This window comes from Flavobacterium calami, from assembly GCF_038290035.1.
In the GTDB taxonomy this organism is placed as follows: domain Bacteria; phylum Bacteroidota; class Bacteroidia; order Flavobacteriales; family Flavobacteriaceae; genus Flavobacterium; species Flavobacterium calami.
The window spans coordinates 15,982-36,200 of sequence record NZ_JBBYHS010000010.1; the positions used below are offsets into that span (position 1 = coordinate 15,982).

Consider the following 20,219-nt stretch of genomic DNA (forward strand, 5'->3'; position numbering starts at 1 on the left):
TTAGAATATTCAAATATTTTTTTACTACATTGAATTTATATCACTTATAGTCAAAAAAACATAAAAAAATCCCGAAAGTAAAACCTTCGGGATTTCGTGCAATCAGTATAGTTTTAATAAAATATTCTGAATTTAGTAAGCACTTGTAATTATTTATTCTTTTTTGCTTTTATCATCATTTCAAGCTGGTCCCAAAGTTCTTCGGGAATTGCTTCTAATAAGTTGAATTGTCCTGCGCCTTTTAGCCATTCGCCTCCATCAATAGTAATGACATCACCATTTACGTAAGCTGAAAAATCAGACACCAAATATGCTGCCAAATTTGCCAGTTCCTGATGATCGCCTACACGTTTTAATGGAACTTTTTTTGCCATATCGAATTTCTCTGCCAAATCTCCCGGTAACAATCTGTCCCAGGCGCCTTTAGTAGGGAATGGTCCCGGAGCAATTGCATTAGAACGGATTCCGTATTTTGCCCATTCTACAGCCAGACTTCTGGTCATGGCCAAAACTCCTGCTTTTGCAGTAGCGCTTGGTACCACATAAGCCGATCCTGTCCAGGCATAAGTCGTTACAATATTTAAAATAGTTGCAGATGTTTGTTTACTGTCAATCCAGTGTTTTCCAAAGGCAAGTGTACAGTTTTTTGTCCCCTTTAATACAATATCTATAACAGTGTCAAATGCATTGGCAGACAGACGTTCTGTTGGAGAAATGAAATTTCCGGCTGCATTATTTAAAAGAACATCTGCTTTTCCAAAAGTTTTTAAAACTTCCTGAAGCATGTTTTCGACTTCTTCATAATGACGAACATCGCATTGAAGCGGTAAACATTTTCCACCGGTTTCAGTTTCCAGTTCTGTCGCAGCCGTTTTAAGCTTTTCTAAATCCCTTGAAGTAATGGCTACCTGAGCTCCCAATTCTAAAAAATATTTGGTCATCGCTTTTCCTAAACCGCTTCCGCCGCCTGTAACCACAATGACTTTACCTTTTAAAGCATCGTCCCGTAACATTTTATCTGTATAGCTCATACTTTTTTATTTTACAAAATTAGTTAATTTAAATAGGATGCATGCATAATATTGTTATAAATTTTTGAAAAACTTCATATTACGCATATTTTTTTTGCTGCTGACTCGAGTGTGAAGTTGTCTTTGGCGAAACAAAAGCGTATTAATTTAAGGTCTTTATGATCCGAATAAAAAGTTGAAATTGGAATTGCGGCAACACCATGATCTGTGATTAGTTTTTTACAAAAAGTAACATCATCATCGTTGGAAATTGAAGCATAAGAAGCAACCTGAAAATAAGTGCCTTCACATGGTTTTAATTCAAATCGGCTGTTTTGAATTAGCTTTTGAAAATAATCTCTTTTTTCCTGATAGAATTTTCCAAGTAAATTAACATCGACAACATCTAAATATTCGCTTATTGCAAACTGTGAAATGCTGTTAACGCTAAAAACCAAAAACTGATGTACTTTTTTAATTTCCTTCATCAGATGTTCGGGAGCAATAGTGTAGCCAATTTTCCAGCCTGTAATGTGAAATGATTTTCCGAAGGAGGAAACCATGACACAACGGTTTAAAAGAAAATCTTTTGTATGTGTGGAAATATGTTTTTCTTCAAAAGTGATGTATTCGTATACTTCGTCGGATAAAACTATAATATCAGGATATTTTTCAAGAATATTTTTTAACTGAACAAAATCATTTTCGGTTAAAATTTTCCCAGTTGGATTATGCGGATTGTTGATGATCATCATTCTGCTCTTTTCACAACAGGCTTTTTCTATAGTTTCCCAATTAGGGGTATAGTCATCATTTAACGCCACCCGAACTGGTTTGGCTTTGCAAAGTAAAACGGGAGATTCGTAAGAATCGTAGCTTGGATCCAGAATAATGACTTCATCGTTTTCTTTTACTAAGGCCAAAATGGTTGTAAAAATTCCCTGAGTGGCACCAGCGGTAACCAAAAGCTCTAAATCGGGATTAATTGTTCTGTTATAAGAACTCTGGATTAATTTTGCAATTTGATTCATCAACAGCGGATAACCAGCCATTGGTGTATATTGGTGTACATTTTCTTTTGCTAATCTCGCTACTATCTCTGTCAATCTTTCATCAACAGGGAAATTTGGAAATCCCTGAGAAAGATTTATTGCATTGTATTCAGCTGCCATTTTTGACATTACAGTAAAGATGCTGGAGGTGACATTTGGGAGTTTACTCATAATTAGATTAAAGAAAATGGCGATAATTATAGCCTTATTTTGGTAAATAAAATACAAGCGAATATAAAGTTCTAACTTCTTTATTGTTTTGTTTTCCAGGTTTCCATTTAGGGGACAATTTTAAAACACGTAAAAGTTCATCTCCTGTACCAAAACCAATGTCGTAGGTAATTTTTATATCACTTAATGAGCCATCTCGCTCAATAATAAAAGTAGCAAATAGTTTACCTTGAATAGTTGGGCTTTTGTTTGACTTTTTATAGTTATCATCTAAAAAATGATTAAATTTAACTCTGCCGCCTGGAAATTCGGGTTTAATTTCTATATCTATAGGAATATAAATTGCATTTTCATCTTGAAGAATTACCTTTCCGTTTTTATCTTTTTGAAGATCAGTAATTCTTGTGATTTTTTGAGAAAATATGGTTTGAGTGAAACTAATTAAAAACAATATTAGAATTTTTTGCATAATAATAATGGTTTTAAACTTAGTTACATTTTATGAATAATAAAAATAGTTGGTCTTTTATCAATGTCAATTTTCAATTTTTTCCAATCAGAAACTTTCATTGTTTTAATGAATTCTGTTGGTAGTGTAATATCTGTAGCAATACAAAGATGTGTTGAAGGATTTAAAATCTGCAAAAGATCTTCAATCAATTTATTGTTTCTGTAAGGAGTTTCAATAAAAATCTGTGATTGGTTTTTATCGTGGGATAATTTCTCGAAATGTCTTAAAGCAGATTTTTTTTCGTCTTTATCAATTGGCAGATAACCATTAAAAGTAAAACTTTGTCCATTCATTCCAGAAGCCATCATAGCTAATAGGATAGAAGAAGGGCCAACCAAAGGAACAACCTGAATCCCTTTTTCATGTGCCAGTTTTACAATAACAGCTCCGGGATCTGCAACTCCGGGACAGCCGGCTTCGCTCATTAATCCCATATTTTTTCCTTCCAGCAAAGGTTTTATAAAGTCTAAATGTTCGCTTGTTTCAGTTCGTTTATTAAGTGTAAAAAGAACTAATTCGGATTGTTTTTTCTCTGGTAAAACTGCTTTTATGGATTTTCGGGCTGTTTTTTCGTTCTCAACAATATAATAATCTATAAGTTCAATACTTCTTTTTACGGTTTGAGGCAAAACATCCATTGGGTCACTTTCGCCCATAGTTGTTGGAATTAAATATAATTTTCCCAGAAGTTTCATGTGTTGATATAGATTATAAAATGAAATACTTTTTCAACTATTAAATATCAATAATTGAAAAAGTAAATTAAGAATGTTTTTTGATAAGTTTTTGTGCAATTATTTCGGTTGCCTCATCCAGCATTTGATAGACATTGTCAAATCCGTTAACAGCTCCGTAATAAGGATCCGGAACGTCAACATTTTCATCCGGAAATAATTCATTTAGGATCAGATTCACTTTGCTTTTATGTTCAGGAGTTTTAGCAAGATGCATGATGTCTCTGTAATTTGAATTATCCATTACGTAGATATAATCAAATTCGTCAAAATCAGAAGTTTTAAATTGTCTTCCTTTTTGCTGGTCGATACATAATCCATTTTTTTGGGCAACGGCAATAGATCTTTTATCAGGAGAATGCCCTATATGCCAGGATCCGGTTCCGGCAGAATCAACGACAAAATTTTCTTTGGGCAATTTGGATGCTAAAATACCTTCAGCTAAAGGCGATCTGCAGATGTTTCCCAAACAAACCATTAAAATTTTTACAGGCATGATGCGTTTATAGCGTTAATTTTTTGTTGATATCTTCGACAAATTTTTTGAATTGTTTGTCGGTAGAAACTAAGTTGTCAACAGTTTTACAAGCGTGTAATACGGTAGCATGATCGCGATCTCCAATTTGAGAGCCAATGTTTGCCAAAGATGCTTTTGTAAATTTCTTTGCAAAAAACATGGCCAATTGTCTCGCCTGAACCACGTGTCTCTTTCTTGTTTTTGACTGAAGGGTTTCAATATCCAACTGAAAATAATCAGACACGATTTTTTGAATATAATCGATAGAGATTTCTCTCTTTACATTTTTAACAAATTTCTCTACAACGCTTTTAGCTAATTCAATTGTTACTTCTTTTTTATTGAAAGAAGATTGTGCAATTAAGGAAATAATAGCTCCTTCAAGCTCTCTGACGTTTGTTTTGATGTTACGGGCAACATATTCAATAATGTCTTCCGGCATATTGACACCATCCCGGTAAAGAATATTTTTTAAGATCGAAATACGAGTCTCATAATCTGGTTGGTGCAGTTCTGCAGACAAACCCCATTTGAAACGGGATAATAAACGCTGCTCAATATCCTGCATATCAACAGGCGCTTTGTCTGAAGTTAAAATTACCTGTTTTCCGTTTTGGTGGAGATAATTGAAAATATGAAAAAATACGTCCTGAGTTCCTGATTTCCCGGATAAAAACTGAACATCGTCAATTATTAAAACGTCGATTAACTGATAAAAGTGAATAAAATCATTACGATTGTTCTTTTTTACCGAATCAATATATTGCTGAGTGAAAATTTCGGCTGAAATATATAAAACCGTTTTTTCCGGATATTTATCTTTTACTTCAACACCAATAGCATGTGCCAGGTGTGTTTTTCCTAAACCTACTCCGCCAAAAATTAATAATGGGTTAAACGATGTTCCCCCTGGTTTATTGGCAACAGCCATACCGGCAGAACGGGCTAAACGATTAGAGTCTCCTTCAAGGAAATTATCAAAACTGTAGTTAGGGTTTAACTGAGACTCAATTTTTAAATTTCGGATTCCCGGAATTACAAACGGATTTTTAAGTTCAGGATTTAGGTTTTTAAACGGAGCATCAACCTCTTGCGGTTTCATTGGTACTCTGTTGGAACTTGGCAGCTGTTCGGTAAACGGCTGTTTGTTGCCATAAGTGTTTTCCATTTTAATTTTATAGAGTAACTTTGCGTTTTTTCCCAGTTCTTTGGTAAGCGCAACTTTCAATAATTTAACGTAATGCTCTTCGAGCCATTCGTAGAAAAATTTACTTGGAACCTGAATGTATAATGCGTTATCGGTTAGCTCAACTGATTTGATTGGTTCAAACCAGGTTTTATATGCCTGGTCTTGAATATTGTCTTTTATAAAGGACAAACAGTTTTCCCATACCGATTGAGCAGTTTTAGTCATAGATTCAGATAAATTTTTATATTATTGATAAAGATTCTCCTAATAAAAATGGAGCAATTTTATTCCGTATTTCGGGATAACAAATATGTGAACAAATTTCTGTAAAAAAAAATATTTTGCTCCCTAATTTTATAAAATAATGTTGTAAGGAGACTTTAAAAATTTTAAAAATTTAATCTTTAAATAATGAAAAATCATCAAACTCAAGTGCGTGTTCGTTACTCTGAAACGGATCAAATGGGAGTCGTTTATCATGGAAATTATGTGCCGTATTTTGAGATAGGACGTGTGGAATGGCTTAGAAATAAAGGGATTTCATATAAAAGCATGGAAGAAAGCGGAATCGGTCTGCCAATTGTTTCGATGCAAATAAATTATAAAAAATCGGCACGTTATGATGAGCTCTTAACGATTCATACAACGTTCAAAAGTCAGTCGTCTGTCAAGATTGAATTTGACTGCGCAATTTATAATGAAGCGAATGAGTTATTAACAACTGCGGTATTTATTTTAGTATTTATTTCGTTAAAAACAGGTCGTCCGACAGCACCTCCGGATTATATTTTAGAATTATTTAAAACGCTTGAATAATTGTTAAAATGAGGTGTCTTTTTATGTTAATTTAGATAATTTTAATATCGATTTCAAACATTAAATCAAAAATGTCGAATACTGATTCGGCATTTTTTTTTCGCGTTTTGGTGATGATTTTGCCAATTGGAAGGCCGGAATTTTCATTAATTTCCATTTCCTGAGATGTAATCTCCAGTTTTTTTTCTTTAATCACACGCATGACTTTATTCATGTTTTTATAATCAAAGGAGATTAAAAAATGAACATCAATTGTTTTTTCGATAATTTCACAAACTTCCAGAGTCATTTGGGCAGTTGTTCTGTAAGCAGCGATTAATCCGCCTACGCCTAATTTGATTCCTCCAAAAATTCGGACTACGACAACAAGAACGTTGGTTAATCCAAAAGATTGGATCTGGCCATAGATGGGTGCTCCGGCTGTATTGCCTGGCTCTCCGTCATCATTTGCCCGATAAGAAATTTTTGGAGCAGTACCAATCTGGTAGGCATAACAATAATGAACCGCATGCGGATGCTGCTTTTTTAAGTTTTCAATAATGGGTTTTACTTCATCTTCGGTTTCTATTGGAAAAGCATAGCCAAAGAATTTACTGCCCTTTTCTTTAAATAATACTTCTTCAGATTCAAAAGCAATAGTTTGATACGTGTCGTTATATTCCAAAGTGAAATTCTAAAGTATTTTTTTTTCAAATAAATCAACAACATCTTCCTTTCCAACCTGTAAATTCCAAACATGAAGGCCTAAGGCTGCTGCTGAATCGGTGTTTTCTTTTTTATCATCTACAAATAAGGTGCGTTTAGGAGAGAGTTCATGTTTGTTGATTAAGTACTGAAAAGCATTAGCATTCGGTTTTCGCATTCCGATTTCAAATGAAAAGTAAACTTTTTCGAAACACTGGTAAAAATCGCTGTAAAAAGAAACACCGCTTTTATTTTCGAAAGTTTCAATATGAATCGAATCGGTATTGCTCAATAAAAACAGACGATATTTTTTAGAAAGCATTTGCAGAAACTCTAATCTATATAAGGGGAAATCAGCCAAAATAGCATTCCAGGCATCAAGGATTTCTTCTGTTGATGCGTTTGGCAGCTGCTTTTGAAAACCGCCTATGAAATCTTCATGCGAAATATCTCCGGTTTCAAATAAAAGGTTCAGTCGGTCAAATTCGGCATTCCATTCTGTCATGCCTAATTTTTGTAATCCTGAAATAGTGGCTTGTTTGTCTAAATTGATAAAAATATCGCCAAAGTCAAAAATTATAGTATCAATCATGATTTCTAACGTATATTAATTCGTCTTTTTGAATGTAGGTTTTGGTTGTGTTTTTCTTCTGAATAACCGGGGCTTTTATTCCTTTGTTAAAAGTGGTCTTTCCTGTAAAAATACGGGCTTCATCCCAGAGATCCTGGTCAATGAAAGTTTGTAAAGTTTGTAAACCGCCTTCGATAATAATGGACTGGATCTGATTTTGATGTAAAACAGCCAAAATTTGCGGTATTATATTTTGATTAAAATTGATTACTTCAAAGGTAGTGTTTTCTGCTGAAAGGTTTGTTTCAGATTTAGTAAAAACTATGGTTTTGATGTTGTTGTCAAAAATAAAGCTGTCTTTCGGAATACGATTATTTTGGTCTAAAATTACTCTCACAGGATTGTTTCCCGACCAGTCCCTGATATTCAATCTCGGATTATCGTCAATTACAGTTTGGGTTCCTGCTAAGATTGCCTGTTCTTCGCTTCTCCATTTATGAACTAATTGTCGGGAATAAGTATTGGTTATCCAGACAGGCTGACGCTGCTGAATAGTTTGTTTTTCAGGAGCCAGAAAACCGTCCTGTGTTTCTGCCCATTTTAAGATAATATATGGTCGTTTTTTTTGATGGAAAGTAAAAAAACGTTTATTGAGTTCGTTACATTCTTTTTCAAGTATGCCAACAGTAACATTTGCCCCGGCAGCAATCAGTTTTTTGATTCCGTTTCCTGCCACTTTTTCGTTTGGATCTACCGTTCCCACAACAACATTTGGGATTTTATTTGCAATAATCAAATCACAGCAGGGCGGCGTTTTGCCAAAATGGCTGCAAGGCTCCAAACTGACATAAATTGTTGCTTTTTCTAATAATGATTTGTCTTTTACCGACCGGACGGCATTTACTTCGGCATGAGGTTCTCCTGCTTTTTTGTGCCAGCCTTCACCAATAATTTTGCCATCGTAAACAATTACACTTCCTACCATTGGATTTGGATAGGTGTTTCCAAGACCATTTTGGGCTAGTTCAATGCAGCGTTTTATGTATTTTTCATGTATATTCACAGTACAAAAATAGTCATTTTTAGGTTTTAAGTCGAATGTTAACAGGGGAGTTGTGAAAGAATCAGAAAAGTATGTTTATTTTTGTAAAAGGAGAATAATTACAGAATATGGGAGATTGGATTATAAGAGAAATTAAAAAAGAAGACAATCAGGCGGTTGCTCAATTAATACGTTTTGTTTTTGATGAAATGAAGATTCCGAAAACAGGAACGGCTTACGAAGATCCGTATTTAGATTTGATGTTTGAAGCATACAATAAGCCACTGTCTGTTTATTTTGTGGTTGAGAAAGAAGGTGAAATTGTAGGCTGTTGCGGAATAGCACCATTAGAAAATGGCGATCCGAAGATTTGTGAGTTGCAGAAAATGTATTTTTTGCCTGAAACTAGAGGTTTGGGAATTGGCAGTAAAATGATGGAGAAATGTTTGCAGAAAGCGAGAAGTTTTGGTTTTAAAAAATGTTATATTGAGACAATGCCGTTTATGCATGCTGCTCAGAAATTATATGTAAAATCAGGTTTTGAATATTTAAATACACCTATTGGATGTACCGGACACACATCCTGCCCAGTCTGGATGCTGAAAGAATTGTAAACTTAAATTGTAACAAATTTAAGTTTGTGATACTTATTTGTAGAATGCGATTGATTAGCTAAAATGTCCCAAATACAAAATGAAAATCAAACAATACAGAACTCAGTTTATTCAAGAGCTTTCTCCTTTTTACGATGCGTACGAAGCGGAGAGTTTTTTTTATTTAATTTTAGAAAACAAGCATAAACTGCGTCAGATAGATTTGGCTTTAAATCATGAATTATCGTTTACAGAAGATGATTTTATGGTTTGGGATTCTTTATTGGAAGAATTAAAAAAAGAAGTCCCGATTCAGTATTTATTAGGTAAAACAAGTTTTTACGGTTTAGATTTTGAAGTAAACGAAAACGTTTTGATTCCAAGGCCGGAAACAGAAGAATTGGTGGAGTGGATTATCAAAGAAAATAAAATTTTCGATAAAACTAAAAAGCTAAAAATTCTGGATATAGGAACAGGAAGTGGCTGCATTGCAGTTTCTCTTGCTAAAAACTTGCCCAATGCTGACGTTTTTGCTATGGATGTTTCTAAAAAAGCAATTGAAACCGCAAAAAAAAATGCCATAAACAATAATGTCAGAGTAACTTTTATGTATAAGAATGTTCTGGAACTGGAGCTTCTGAAATATGAATATGATATTATAGTGTCGAATCCGCCTTATGTGCGCAATTTAGAAAAAGAAGAAATTAAAAAGAATGTGCTGGATTACGAACCACATTTAGCTCTTTTTGTGGATGATAATGATGCTTTGGTTTTTTACAGAAAAATTGCGGCACTGGCTCAGAAAAGTCTGTTAGAAAAAGGTCAGCTGTATTTTGAAATCAATCAGTATTTAGGAAAAGAAATGGTTGATTTATTAGAAAAAATGAATTTTAAAAATATCCATCTTCGAAAAGATATTTATGATAATGATCGAATGATGAAAGTGAATATTTAAGTATACAGTCGCAGTCACAGTTTTCAGTCACACAAATAACTGAAAACTGCGACCGAGACTGTAAACTAAAAAACTACTCATAACGCAAAGCTTCAATCGGATCTAATTTTGAAGCTTTAATTGCGGGATATAACCCGGAAACAATAGCGACTGCAAAACTGGTCCCGAAGGCGGCAAAAATTGCCATCCAGGGAATTACAAAAACAAAGCTCATTATACCTGCAAATGCGGCACCAACCAGAATTCCTAATATAATGCCAATCAAACCGCCAATTTGTCCAATCAATAAAGTTTCTATAAAAAACTGAACGGAGATTGTCATTTTTGTAGCGCCAAGGGCTTTACGGACTCCGATTTCACGGGTGCGTTCCGTGACAGAAACGATCATGATATTCATTAAGGCAATTGATGAACCTAAAATTGTAATAATACTTATAATCCAGGAAGCCCAGCCTAAATATTTGGTGATTCCAAGAATTCTGTTGATCAAATCATCGCTTCGGCCAATACCAAAATTATTGTCGCGAACAGGGCTAAGTTTTCGGACTCTTCGCATGGTGCTTATTGCATTGTCAACGGCTTCATCTAATAGTTCTTTTTTTGAAACCATCACACTCATCGTATAATTGATATTTGGAGCTGTAAACAACGAACGTGCTACCTGAATCGGAATTAAAACCCGTAAATCCTGACTGTTTCCAAAAGTTGAACCTTTTTCTTTTAAAACGCCGATTACCTTAAAACGGGCACCTCTGATTGAAATAATTTTATCGATCGGATTGACATCTTTCAATAATCCTTTTTCAAAATCAGAACCTACAATGCAGGAATAGGTGTTATTGTCGATATCAAACTGATTAAAACTTCGGCCTAAATTGATTTCTAAACCAGAATTACCTATAAAATGTTCGTCAACACCAACAATAGTGATTTCCGGGTCTGTTTTTTGATCTAAATATTTGACCTCGGCTTTTGAAGTTGCGGTGAACGAAAGCGAAGTTTCGGTAAAAGGGTATTTGTATTTGTTTTTAAAAGCAACTGCCTCAGGATACGAAATAATCGGGTTTATGATTTCACGCTCATTGCCGCCACGATTTCGAACGGTATTTTCGTATTGATTAATATTGAAAGTGTTGGCTCCCATTGATGCAAAATTGGTAGAAACCGTATTTTCGAGAGCTGTTACCACTGTTAAAATTCCGACCAAAGCCGTAATACCAATGGCAATAATTAATACGGTAAGAGTGGTTCGCAGAATTTGCGTTTTAATGGAACCAAATGCAATACGGATATTTTCTTTAAATAATTTTAGCATCATGACCAATTTGTCACGAAAATACGGTTTTTGTTACAAGTTTGTTTTCGAAGCCGTATTATTTATTTTAAAAAGTAAGATATTTGCATTCGATTAGAATTAAGAGAAATCTAAAAATTCTAAATAATTATAATTCAAATAAGATTTTTAAATATTAGGGTTTCGAAAGTGAAATCTAAAAATCTAAAAGTCTAAAATCTAATAATCTAAAAAGAATGGCTTCAAAACCAAGTATTCCAAAAGGAACCAGAGATTTTTCACCTGCAGAGGTGTCAAAACGTCAATATATTATTCAGACCATAAAAGCTAATTTCGAGAAATTTGGTTTTCAGCCAATCGAAACGCCATCGTTTGAAAATTCAGATACTTTGATGGGGAAATATGGAGAAGAAGGTGATCGTTTGATTTTTAAAATATTGAATTCAGGGAATTTTTTCTATAATAAAAGTAAAATTGAATTGCCCGAATCAATTGAAGAATTGCAAATCAATTCTGCTGAAAAAATTACTTTAGAGCAAAGAATTGAGCTGAATAAATTTACAGGAAAAATTTCTGAAAAAGCATTGCGTTACGATCTAACGGTTCCGTTTGCGAGGTACGTTGTGCAGCACCAAAGCGAGATTGAGTTTCCTTTCAAAAGATACCAGATTCAGCCGGTTTGGAGAGCAGATAATCCGCAAAAAGGACGTTTTAGAGAGTTTTTTCAATGTGATGCCGATGTGGTGGGCTCAAAATCATTGTGGCAGGAAGTAGAATTGGTTCAGTTGTACGATACCGTTTTTACATCTTTAGGTTTAGAAGGTGTTACAATTAAAATCAACAATAGAAAAATATTATCCGGAATTGCGGAAGTTATTGGTGCTTCAGATAAGTTAATCGATTTTACAGTTGCGCTTGATAAATTGGATAAAATTGGAGAAGACGGAGTAAAGAAAGAAATGATCGAGAAGGGAATTTCTGAAAAAGCTTTGGTAAAAGTACAGCCACTTTTTAGTTTCTCAGGAACTTTTTCAGACAAAATTGCACAACTTTCTGAATTATTGGCATCTTCTGAAGAAGGAATGAAAGGTGTTGAAGAACTGAAGTTTATATGTGACAATGTTACTGTTTTAGGTCTTTCAACTGCAATTTTAGATCTGGATGTGACTTTGGCACGCGGTTTAAATTATTATACCGGAGCTATTTTTGAGGTAGCAGCGCCAAAAACAGTATCGATGGGTTCTATTGGAGGTGGCGGAAGATACGACGATTTGACCGGAATTTTTGGTTTGAAAAATATGAGCGGTGTTGGAATTTCTTTCGGATTGGATAGAATTTATCTGGTTTTAGAAGAATTGCAATTGTTTCCGGAAACTGTAGCAGCAACTTCGAAAGCATTGTTTTTGAATTTTGGAAACAAAGAGGCTTTGTATGCTTCGCAGGCAATTCAGAAATTAAGAAAAGAAAATATAAAAGTAGAATTGTATCCTGATAATGTAAAAGTTGGGAAACAGTTTCAATATGCAGACAAACGTTTAATTCCGTTTGCAGTATTGGTTGGGGATCAGGAAATTAATTCGGATTCTTATACGCTTAAAAATTTAGTGACAGGCGAGCAGGTTTCTGTAGATTTTGACGGACTGAAGAAATCATTAATCTAAGAGTCCGATTTAAAAGATCTTTTTTACGAATATCTGCTTTAATCTTTTTTTAATTGTCGTGAAATTAAAATTTTAAATGACATACGAGTAGGTTTCGGTTAATTTGAAATTATTGAAAAATACTTTTTTTAGGTAACTGTCTGTAGTAAAGGTTTTTTGCTTAGTATTGCACAGATTTAAAGGGTTTTCTTTTAAAATCTTTGTACGAAATAGTTGCCGGGGAAGAAAAAAAACTTTTAATTTGCCGACCTTAAGTTACGGGCGTAGTTCAAGGGTAGAATAGCGGTCTCCAAAACCGTTGATGGGGGTTCGAATCCCTCCGCCCGTGCAATAAAAGCAAATAGGCTTTTGAAAAATTAAAACATAAAAAAAAAGCTTCGTCTTTCTTTAAGGCGAAGCTTTTTTTAATATAAGGTAACTTGAATTAATAATTATTTAGAGACCGAAGGTCAACCCTTAAATTCAATTTTGGTGGTAAATTATGTTTTTTAGATTTCAGTTCCAAATATAATACAAACGCTATCGTAATATTCTTAAAATTATACTAAATTTTATAGTGCTGATTTTTAGTTTTTTAGAGGTGTTTGTTTTAAAGGAATGACAATTTGACATTTTACAATATTTGGCAGTACTTTTGCAATTCAACAGAAAGAAATAAAAAATGAAGTTTAAGAATATTTTTAAAAATAAAAGTAATATGACTACGGAAAATACAGAATTCGATCAGGAATTAGATGATGCAACGATAGAGAATAACGCTAATGGAGAGCAGTTAATTGTTGAAGAATTAAGTGTTGAGGAGCAGTTAGCTCAGGACTTGGCTAAAGAAAAAGATAAGTTTTTGAGATTATTTGCCGAATTTGAAAATTACAAAAAAAGAACTTCAAAAGAGCGTATCGATTTGTTTAAAACGGCAAATCAGGAAGTTTTACTTGCTATGCTTCCTGTGTTGGATGATTTTGACAGGGCTATGGTAGAAATCAGTAAATCTGAAGACGAAAATTTAACTAAAGGTGTTGAATTAATCCATGAAAAACTAAAAAGCACTTTGGTAACTAAAGGATTAGAGCAGGTTGACTTAAAGGCAGGTGATGCTTTTGATGCTGATTTTGCAGAGGCAATTACCCAAATTCCGGCTCCGTCCGATAAATTAAAAGGGAAAATTGTGGATGTAATTGAAAAAGGATACAAATTAGGGGACAAAATTATTCGTTTTCCTAAAGTGGTTATCGGAAACTAAAATGCAAATAGGAATTTCAGTTCATTTGGAATTTGGAATTTTAAAATTTGGACTAGAGCGCTAGCGACTGGCGTAGCAATTTAAACCTAATTATGAAAAAAGATTTTTACGAAATATTGGGCATTTCAAAAAATGCTGATGCTGCCGAAATTAAAAAAGCATACAGAAAAAGTGCTTTAAAATATCATCCTGATAAAAATCCAGGCGACAAAGAGGCAGAAGAAAACTTCAAACTGGCAGCTGAAGCTTATGAAGTTTTAAGTGATCCGCAGAAAAAAGCTAAATACGATCAATACGGTCATCAGGCATTTGATGGTTCCGGCGGATTTGGTGGTCACGGAGGTATGAACATGGATGACATTTTCAGCCAGTTTGGTGATATCTTTGGTGGCGGATTTGGAGGTTTCGGAGGCGGAGGCGGAGGTCCTCGTCGTGCGAAAGGAAGCAATCTTCGAATTAAAGTTAAACTTAATTTAGAAGAAATTGCAAATGGAGTTGAGAAAAAAGTAAAAGTAAAACGTAAAGTTCAGGCAAAAGGTGTTACATATAAAACCTGTACGACTTGTAACGGTCAGGGGCAGGTAATGCGTGTAACCAATACGATTTTAGGAAGAATGCAGTCTGCATCAACTTGTCCTTCTTGTGGTGGTTCTGGTCAGATCTTAGATAAAAAACCTTCTGAAGCAGATGCACAGGGAATGGTGGTGGAAGACGAAACTGTATCCATCAAAATTCCTGCAGGAGTTGTTGACGGAATGCAGCTTAAAGTATCCAACAAAGGTAACGATGCGCCTGGAAACAGTATTCCCGGGGATTTAATTGTTGTTATTGAAGAAATTGAGCATGAATTCCTGAAACGTGAAGGTGAAAATATTCATTTTGATTTGTACATCAGTTTTCCTGAGGCAGTTTTGGGTGCTTCTAAAGACATTGAAGCTATCAACGGAAAAGTACGTATTAAATTAGAAGAAGGAATTCAGTCCGGGAAAATCCTGAGATTAAAAGGAAAAGGAATTCCGAGTATCAACGGTTACGGAAGTGGAGATTTATTGGTTCACGTAAACGTATGGACTCCAAAAACATTGAATAAAGAACAAAAACAGTTCTTTGAAAATGCCTTAAACGACGAACATTTTATTCCAAGTCCGGAGAAATCAGAGAAATCATTCTTTGAAAAAGTGAAAGATATGTTTTCATAATCGGGACTTTTAAAAAATAAATTCAGAACCCATTCTAAAACAAGAATGGGTTTTTTGCGTAAATTCACGCAGATTCAGTTCGAATTATTTACTTTTACAGACTGTTGGCAAAAATAACAGAAACCAACTCAGAAATATTTTAAAAAAGCATGAGCAACTTACTCGAAGTACAAAAAGTCATAAAACAGTATGGCGATTATGTAGCGCTTAACGAAGTTTCATTAAATGTGCCCAAAGGCAGTATTTATGGACTTTTAGGCCCGAATGGAGCCGGAAAAACTTCCCTTATCAGAATTATAAACCAAATCACAATGCCTGACAGTGGCGAAGTGATTTTGGATGGAGAAAAATTGCAGCCAAAACATGTGCAGACTATTGGATATCTTCCTGAAGAGAGAGGGCTGTACAGCTCAATGAAAGTAGGAGAGCAGTGTTTATATTTGGCTCAGATGAAAGGTCTTTCTAAAACTGAAGCCAAAAAACAACTAGATTATTGGTTTGATAGATTAGGAATTCAGGGCTGGTGGAATAAAAAAATCCAGGAACTCTCTAAAGGAATGGCACAGAAAATTCAGTTTGTAGTTTGCGTGCTCCATAAACCTAAACTGCTTATTTTAGACGAACCGTTTTCTGGTTTTGACCCCGTAAATGCCAATATAATAAAAGATGAGATTTTGGCCTTGAAAGAACAGGGCTCTACTATAATTTTTTCTACACACCGAATGGAAAGCGTAGAAGAACTCTGCGATCATATTTCTTTGATCCATAAATCGAATAAATTATTGGAAGGAAAAGTCGGCGATGTAAAACGTCAGTTTAAAACTAATAGTTTTGAAGTTGGAATCTTGACAAGCAATGTTGAAGGTTTGATGTACGACATCACACAAAAGTTTACTGTTTCGCCTGCTAATTTTAAATCTTTAAACGATGATTTGAAATTAAACATTCAGATTGGAAATGCTTCGCCAAACGAGTTATTGCATGTTCTGACACAGCGAGGACAGGTGACGCATTTTGTAGAAAAAATTCCAAGTATAAATGATATTTTTATTCAAACCGTAACTGGTTCCTCAGACTAACTTAGACATCTTAGATATTAGATTATTAGACTAAAGCTAAGAATCGAATGTCTGAAAATCTAAGTCAGTCTAAAAATCTAACAATCTAAAATAAATGAGTATTATTTCTTTGATTATAAAAAGAGAATTTATTGCCAAAGTCCGCAATAAATCTTTTGTTGTCATGACTTTTTTGAGTCCGCTTTTGTTTGTTGCCATAGCCGTTTTTATTGGCTATTTGAGTTCAATGAAAGCTGAAACGAAAAGAATTGCGATTCATGACGAAACCGGACTTTTTGCTTCTGACTTTTTAAAAGAAAATAAAAAAGGGTCCGAATTCAAATATCTGAATTTATCAGAAATTGATGTAAAAGCTTTAAAAGACAGCATTACAAAAGAAAATTTCAACGGATTAATTGTTATTCCGAAAACAAAAGACAATAAAGATTTAGAAAGTAAAATTGAATTTATTTCGAATAACAGTCCGAGCATTTCTTTTATTGAAAACACTCAGGATGTAATTGGAAATAAAATTACAAAACTAAATCTGGAATCAGCAAAACTAGATACTTTGGCGATTCAGAAAGCACAATCAGAAGTTAATATTCATCTGATTAAAGCTTCAGGAGAAGAAAGTCTGAAAGGTTTAAACGAAATTAAAATTGCGATTGGCGGGGCGTTTGGTTACCTGATTATGATGTTTATTATTATTTACGGAAATATGGTAATGAGAAGCGTAATCGAAGAAAAGACAAACCGAATTATCGAAATCATTATTTCGTCGGTAAAACCATTTCAGTTAATGATTGGTAAAATTGTGGGGACTTCTCTGGCAGGAATTCTTCAATTTATAATTTGGGCTATAATTGGATTAGGATTGATGTTTGCAGCATCTGCTTTTTTTGGAGTGAATGTTGGGCCAACATCAAGAATTTCGCCCGAATTGATGCAGTCAGCTCAGCATGAACTTTCGGGATCAGTACAAATGTATATTGCAGAATTATGGAATTTGCCTATTGCGAGTATCATAATCGGATTTGTAATTTATTTTATTGGAGGATATTTTCTCTACAGTTCATTTTATGCCGCAATTGGAGCAGCAGTTGATAATCAAACCGATTCGCAGCAATTTTTACTGCCAATTCTAATGCCTTTGATATTGAGTGTTTACATCGGATTTTTTACAGTTGTAAACGATCCGCATGGTACTGTTGCTGTTGCATTTTCGATGATTCCGTTAACTTCGCCAATTGTAATGTTAATGCGTATTCCGTTTGGCGTACCGTGGTGGCAAATCGCAATTTCGGTATCATTATTGTTTGCTACATTTTTCCTTGTTGTTTGGTTCGCTGCCAAAATTTACCGCGTAGGTATTTTAATGTACGGCAAAAAACCAACCTGGAAGGAATTGTATAAGTGGCTGAAGTACTAGTTTTTTTAGTTGCAAAGTTACAGAGGGACAAAGGTTCAAAGTTTTTTTATTTGAATTTTATAACTTAGAAAAACAACTTTAAGAATTGCACTAGAGCACAGAAGAAATATTATATAACAGGTTAAAAGGTATAATTGTAGGCAAAGATTTTAAACTTTGTACCTCTGAACCTTTGCAACTTTGAACCTTAAAAGAAATGAGTAAAATACTAATTATAGAAGACGAAGCAGCGATCAGAAGAGTTCTGGTAAAAATTTTATCAGAAGAAAATGATTCCTATCAGGTGGATGAAGCTGAAGATGGTGTTGCTGGACTTGAAAAAATAAAAAACAACGACTATGATTTGGTTTTGTGTGATATCAAAATGCCAAAAATGGATGGTGTTGAGGTTTTAGAAGAAGTAAAAAAAATAAAACCAGAAATTCCGATGGTCATGATTTCCGGTCACGGTGATATGGAAACGGCAATTCAGACTATGCGTTTGGGGGCTTTTGACTACATTTCGAAACCGCCAGATTTGAATCGTTTACTGAATACGGTTCGTAATGCTTTAGACAAAAAACAATTAGTAGTTGAAAATAAAATTCTGAAGAAAAAAGTCAGCAAAAACTACGAAATGATCGGGGATAGCGAATCAATTAATCACATTAAAGTGATGATCGATAAAGTGGCTCCAACAGAAGCCAGAGTTTTAATCACTGGACCAAACGGAACAGGAAAAGAATTAGTAGCGCATCAATTGCACGAAAAAAGCGAGCGTTCTGGTTTTCCGTTAATCGAAGTAAACTGTGCAGCGATTCCAAGCGAATTGATTGAAAGCGAATTGTTCGGACACGTAAAAGGAGCTTTTACATCGGCAGTTAAAGATCGCGCCGGAAAGTTTGAAGCTGCTGACAAAGGAACCATTTTTCTGGATGAAATTGGTGATATGAGTCTTTCGGCACAAGCCAAAGTTTTGCGTGCACTTCAGGAAAGTATGATTACCAGAGTTGGTGCTGACAAAGATATTAAGGTTGACGTTCGTGTCGTAGCGGCAACGAATAAAGATTTAAAAACAGAAATAGCAGAAGGTCGTTTCCGTGAAGATTTGTACCATCGTCTGGCTGTAATTTTAATTAAAGTGCCGCCATTGAATGAAAGGCGTGATGATATTCCTGCTTTGATTTCGCATTTTACAGAAAAAATAGCCTCAGAACAAGGAAACGCGGTTAAGTCATTTTCGGCGCAGGCCATTAAATTATTACAGGAATATGATTGGACAGGGAATATTCGTGAACTTCGAAATGTAGTTGAAAGACTGATAATTTTAGGAGGAAACGAAATCTCTGAAACAGACGTAAAAATGTTTGCAAGCAAGTAAATTAATTTAATGATTTAAAAATTTAAGAATTTAAAGATTTGCTTGTGAGAACTGAAATTTTTCAATTTTTCAATTTTTGAATCTTTTAATCATTAGTAATGAAACTAAAAAAAATAAACGAAAAGTTACAGGACGGTTTAATTGAAAATGGTTTAACAGAAGCAAATGTTTTGCAGCTGGAAACTTTTTCAACCATAAAAAGCGGTGCTGACGCGATTATTGTTTCTCCAAAGGGAAGCGGAAAAACGACTACGATCGTATTAAATGTGATTCAGCAATTGGCAGGAAAAACAGAAGAATCGCCACGTGCTCTCATCATTGTTGAAGATAAAGAAAAAGTTTTGGCAATGGAAGAGCTTTTCGAGAAATATGGAAAGTATGCCAATCTTGAAGTGTATGGAGTTCATGACAAAGGCGATATGGATTACGATAAAAACTATGTTTCTACAGGAATCGATGTTTTAATTGGAACGCCAACAAAACTTAGCGATATGTTTTCGACTGCGGGATATAATGTAAACCGCTTAAGAATGTTCATTCTGGATGATGCAGATCCTATTTTGAAATTGCGTCATGAAACCAAAATCATGCGTATTTCGAACAGTATTGCAAAAACACAACGTTTAATCTTTACTGAAAATTTGACAGAGCGCATTGAAATTTTAGCAGATAAAATGCTTTTAGAACCTTATTTGTTTGATATGGATGAAGAAGGTGAAGAGGAACTTGATGAAGAGGAAGACGATATAGAAGAAGAATAGATAAAAAGTGAAATCAGTCTCGTATTTCTGTATCAGAAACTGTAGAACGGGATTTTTTTGATTTAAAAAATTTGTAGAATAAAAGATAGAAATACTATGGGATTAATGAAGGCGTTTTCAGGAAGTGAAGTATTAGCAATTGCTTTGCAGGAAAGATTAGAACAAGCAGGAGTAGAAACCGTAAAAAAAGATAATATTCAGTCAGCTCGTTTAGGAGGTTTTGGAGGAACTGATCTGGCTGTTGAAATTTTCATTCAGGAAACTGATTTTGCCAAAGCAAATCCGGTTATTGAGGAATTTAGAATGAGCCTTTAATAAGTCACAGTTGGCAGTCGCAGTTTTCAGTATTCAACTGTAAACTGCGACTGC

Annotated in this window: 21 protein-coding genes and 1 tRNA gene; 12 read left to right on the forward strand and 10 right to left on the reverse strand. The window is 34.4% G+C overall.

The window, feature by feature from the left end:
• Nucleotides 1–149 precede the first annotated feature (149 nt).
• The 6 genes from AAEO57_RS10360 to dnaA all read right to left on the reverse strand — a co-directional run bounded on the left by AAEO57_RS10360 (nt 150) and on the right by dnaA (nt 5,409).
• On the reverse strand, nt 150–1,031 hold the full coding sequence (locus AAEO57_RS10360; RefSeq protein WP_341692260.1) for an SDR family oxidoreductase: 882 nt from the start codon (nt 1,029–1,031) through the stop codon (nt 150–152).
• A gap of 74 nt (nt 1,032–1,105) precedes the next feature.
• Nucleotides 1,106–2,233: a methionine aminotransferase gene (locus tag AAEO57_RS10365; RefSeq protein WP_341692262.1), complete on the reverse strand. Its 1,128-nt coding sequence runs from the start codon at nt 2,231–2,233 to the stop codon at nt 1,106–1,108.
• Between the two features lie 34 nt (nt 2,234–2,267).
• Nucleotides 2,268–2,702, reverse strand: a complete 435-nt coding sequence (locus AAEO57_RS10370) for an energy transducer TonB (RefSeq protein WP_341692264.1) — start codon at nt 2,700–2,702, stop codon at nt 2,268–2,270.
• A 23-nt stretch (nt 2,703–2,725) separates the two neighbouring features.
• Nucleotides 2,726–3,439: an SAM-dependent methyltransferase gene (locus tag AAEO57_RS10375; RefSeq protein WP_341692266.1), complete on the reverse strand. Its 714-nt coding sequence runs from the start codon at nt 3,437–3,439 to the stop codon at nt 2,726–2,728.
• A gap of 67 nt (nt 3,440–3,506) precedes the next feature.
• Nucleotides 3,507–3,974: a low molecular weight protein-tyrosine-phosphatase gene (locus AAEO57_RS10380; protein ID WP_341692269.1), complete on the reverse strand. Its 468-nt coding sequence runs from the start codon at nt 3,972–3,974 to the stop codon at nt 3,507–3,509.
• A gap of 7 nt (nt 3,975–3,981) precedes the next feature.
• Nucleotides 3,982–5,409, reverse strand: coding sequence for a chromosomal replication initiator protein DnaA (gene dnaA / locus AAEO57_RS10385; protein ID WP_341692271.1), 1,428 nt, complete (start codon nt 5,407–5,409; stop codon nt 3,982–3,984).
• Nucleotides 5,410–5,595: 186 nt separating this feature from the next.
• Between dnaA and AAEO57_RS10390 the strand changes: the two genes are divergently transcribed.
• Nucleotides 5,596–6,000 (forward strand): acyl-CoA thioesterase, encoded by a 405-nt coding sequence (locus AAEO57_RS10390; protein ID WP_110344672.1) that lies wholly within the window; start codon nt 5,596–5,598, stop codon nt 5,998–6,000.
• 31 nt (nt 6,001–6,031) lie between these two features.
• On the opposite strand, the gene AAEO57_RS10395 is transcribed toward AAEO57_RS10390, so the two are convergent.
• The 3 genes from AAEO57_RS10395 to ribD are packed head-to-tail and all read right to left on the reverse strand — an operon-like array spanning nt 6,032 to nt 8,318.
• Nucleotides 6,032–6,664: an IMPACT family protein gene (locus AAEO57_RS10395; protein ID WP_341692276.1), complete on the reverse strand. Its 633-nt coding sequence runs from the start codon at nt 6,662–6,664 to the stop codon at nt 6,032–6,034.
• Nucleotides 6,665–6,673: 9 nt separating this feature from the next.
• A complete protein-coding gene (locus tag AAEO57_RS10400) occupies nt 6,674–7,276 on the reverse strand; it encodes an HAD family hydrolase (protein WP_341692278.1) in 603 nt (200 codons plus the stop codon).
• Nucleotides 7,269–8,318 carry a bifunctional diaminohydroxyphosphoribosylaminopyrimidine deaminase/5-amino-6-(5-phosphoribosylamino)uracil reductase RibD gene (ribD, locus tag AAEO57_RS10405; RefSeq protein WP_341692280.1) on the reverse strand — a complete coding sequence of 350 codons (1,050 nt, stop codon included), beginning with the start codon at nt 8,316–8,318 and terminating at the stop codon, nt 7,269–7,271. Before ribD ends, AAEO57_RS10400 begins: the two co-directional genes overlap by 8 nt.
• A gap of 107 nt (nt 8,319–8,425) precedes the next feature.
• Here ribD and AAEO57_RS10410 point away from each other — a divergent pair, with 107 nt between their 5' ends.
• Nucleotides 8,426–8,911 (forward strand): GNAT family N-acetyltransferase, encoded by a 486-nt coding sequence (locus AAEO57_RS10410; RefSeq protein WP_341692282.1) that lies wholly within the window; start codon nt 8,426–8,428, stop codon nt 8,909–8,911.
• 79 nt (nt 8,912–8,990) lie between these two features.
• The gene (gene prmC / locus AAEO57_RS10415) at nt 8,991–9,845 is read left to right on the forward strand and encodes a peptide chain release factor N(5)-glutamine methyltransferase (protein WP_341692284.1); all 855 of its coding nucleotides are present in this window, start codon (nt 8,991–8,993) and stop codon (nt 9,843–9,845) included.
• 73 nt (nt 9,846–9,918) lie between these two features.
• Here the strand turns inward: prmC and AAEO57_RS10420 are convergent, their stop codons facing one another.
• A complete protein-coding gene (locus AAEO57_RS10420; RefSeq protein WP_341692286.1) occupies nt 9,919–11,163 on the reverse strand; it encodes an ABC transporter permease in 1,245 nt (414 codons plus the stop codon).
• Between the two features lie 212 nt (nt 11,164–11,375).
• Between AAEO57_RS10420 and hisS the strand changes: the two genes are divergently transcribed.
• The 9 genes from hisS to AAEO57_RS10465 all read left to right on the forward strand — a co-directional run bounded on the left by hisS (nt 11,376) and on the right by AAEO57_RS10465 (nt 20,165).
• On the forward strand, nt 11,376–12,800 hold the full coding sequence (hisS, locus tag AAEO57_RS10425; protein ID WP_341692288.1) for a histidine--tRNA ligase: 1,425 nt from the start codon (nt 11,376–11,378) through the stop codon (nt 12,798–12,800).
• Nucleotides 12,801–13,057: 257 nt separating this feature from the next.
• Nucleotides 13,058–13,128: transfer RNA gene (locus AAEO57_RS10430), tRNA-Trp, on the forward strand.
• Nucleotides 13,129–13,461: 333 nt separating this feature from the next.
• Nucleotides 13,462–14,040 (forward strand): nucleotide exchange factor GrpE, encoded by a 579-nt coding sequence (locus AAEO57_RS10435; RefSeq protein ID WP_341692290.1) that lies wholly within the window; start codon nt 13,462–13,464, stop codon nt 14,038–14,040.
• Between the two features lie 92 nt (nt 14,041–14,132).
• On the forward strand, nt 14,133–15,239 hold the full coding sequence (gene dnaJ, locus AAEO57_RS10440) for a molecular chaperone DnaJ (RefSeq protein WP_341692292.1): 1,107 nt from the start codon (nt 14,133–14,135) through the stop codon (nt 15,237–15,239).
• A 149-nt stretch (nt 15,240–15,388) separates the two neighbouring features.
• A complete protein-coding gene (locus AAEO57_RS10445; RefSeq protein WP_341692294.1) occupies nt 15,389–16,318 on the forward strand; it encodes an ABC transporter ATP-binding protein in 930 nt (309 codons plus the stop codon).
• 94 nt (nt 16,319–16,412) lie between these two features.
• Nucleotides 16,413–17,729: an ABC transporter permease gene (locus tag AAEO57_RS10450; RefSeq protein ID WP_341692296.1), complete on the forward strand. Its 1,317-nt coding sequence runs from the start codon at nt 16,413–16,415 to the stop codon at nt 17,727–17,729.
• Nucleotides 17,730–17,925: 196 nt separating this feature from the next.
• Complete coding sequence (locus AAEO57_RS10455; RefSeq protein WP_341692298.1) at nt 17,926–19,089, forward strand: sigma-54-dependent transcriptional regulator; 1,164 nt, start codon at nt 17,926–17,928, stop codon at nt 19,087–19,089.
• Between the two features lie 98 nt (nt 19,090–19,187).
• Nucleotides 19,188–19,850 carry a DEAD/DEAH box helicase gene (locus tag AAEO57_RS10460; protein ID WP_341692300.1) on the forward strand — a complete coding sequence of 221 codons (663 nt, stop codon included), beginning with the start codon at nt 19,188–19,190 and terminating at the stop codon, nt 19,848–19,850.
• A gap of 96 nt (nt 19,851–19,946) precedes the next feature.
• Nucleotides 19,947–20,165 carry a putative signal transducing protein gene (locus AAEO57_RS10465; protein WP_341692302.1) on the forward strand — a complete coding sequence of 73 codons (219 nt, stop codon included), beginning with the start codon at nt 19,947–19,949 and terminating at the stop codon, nt 20,163–20,165.
• Nucleotides 20,166–20,219 lie beyond the last annotated feature (54 nt).

Bases quoted from the DNA above. Each gene is read 5' to 3' on its own strand.
- AAEO57_RS10365 (WP_341692262.1), bottom strand. From the start codon at position 2,233: ATGAGTAAACTCCCAAATGTCACCTCCAGCATCTTTACTGTAATGTCA.
- AAEO57_RS10445 (WP_341692294.1), top strand. From the start codon at position 15,389: ATGAGCAACTTACTCGAAGTACAAAAAGTCATAAAACAGTATGGCGAT.
- prmC (WP_341692284.1), top strand. From the start codon at position 8,991: ATGAAAATCAAACAATACAGAACTCAGTTTATTCAAGAGCTTTCTCCT.
- AAEO57_RS10370 (WP_341692264.1), bottom strand. From the start codon at position 2,702: ATGCAAAAAATTCTAATATTGTTTTTAATTAGTTTCACTCAAACCATA.
- AAEO57_RS10450 (WP_341692296.1), top strand. From the start codon at position 16,413: ATGAGTATTATTTCTTTGATTATAAAAAGAGAATTTATTGCCAAAGTC.
- AAEO57_RS10360 (WP_341692260.1), bottom strand. From the start codon at position 1,031: ATGAGCTATACAGATAAAATGTTACGGGACGATGCTTTAAAAGGTAAA.
- AAEO57_RS10460 (WP_341692300.1), top strand. From the start codon at position 19,188: ATGAAACTAAAAAAAATAAACGAAAAGTTACAGGACGGTTTAATTGAA.
- AAEO57_RS10420 (WP_341692286.1), bottom strand. From the start codon at position 11,163: ATGATGCTAAAATTATTTAAAGAAAATATCCGTATTGCATTTGGTTCC.
- AAEO57_RS10390 (WP_110344672.1), top strand. From the start codon at position 5,596: ATGAAAAATCATCAAACTCAAGTGCGTGTTCGTTACTCTGAAACGGAT.
- hisS (WP_341692288.1), top strand. From the start codon at position 11,376: ATGGCTTCAAAACCAAGTATTCCAAAAGGAACCAGAGATTTTTCACCT.
- AAEO57_RS10400 (WP_341692278.1), bottom strand. From the start codon at position 7,276: ATGATTGATACTATAATTTTTGACTTTGGCGATATTTTTATCAATTTA.
- dnaA (WP_341692271.1), bottom strand. From the start codon at position 5,409: ATGACTAAAACTGCTCAATCGGTATGGGAAAACTGTTTGTCCTTTATA.
- AAEO57_RS10380 (WP_341692269.1), bottom strand. From the start codon at position 3,974: ATGCCTGTAAAAATTTTAATGGTTTGTTTGGGAAACATCTGCAGATCG.
- AAEO57_RS10375 (WP_341692266.1), bottom strand. From the start codon at position 3,439: ATGAAACTTCTGGGAAAATTATATTTAATTCCAACAACTATGGGCGAA.
- AAEO57_RS10410 (WP_341692282.1), top strand. From the start codon at position 8,426: ATGGGAGATTGGATTATAAGAGAAATTAAAAAAGAAGACAATCAGGCG.
- AAEO57_RS10435 (WP_341692290.1), top strand. From the start codon at position 13,462: ATGAAGTTTAAGAATATTTTTAAAAATAAAAGTAATATGACTACGGAA.
- dnaJ (WP_341692292.1), top strand. From the start codon at position 14,133: ATGAAAAAAGATTTTTACGAAATATTGGGCATTTCAAAAAATGCTGAT.
- AAEO57_RS10455 (WP_341692298.1), top strand. From the start codon at position 17,926: ATGAGTAAAATACTAATTATAGAAGACGAAGCAGCGATCAGAAGAGTT.
- AAEO57_RS10465 (WP_341692302.1), top strand. From the start codon at position 19,947: ATGGGATTAATGAAGGCGTTTTCAGGAAGTGAAGTATTAGCAATTGCT.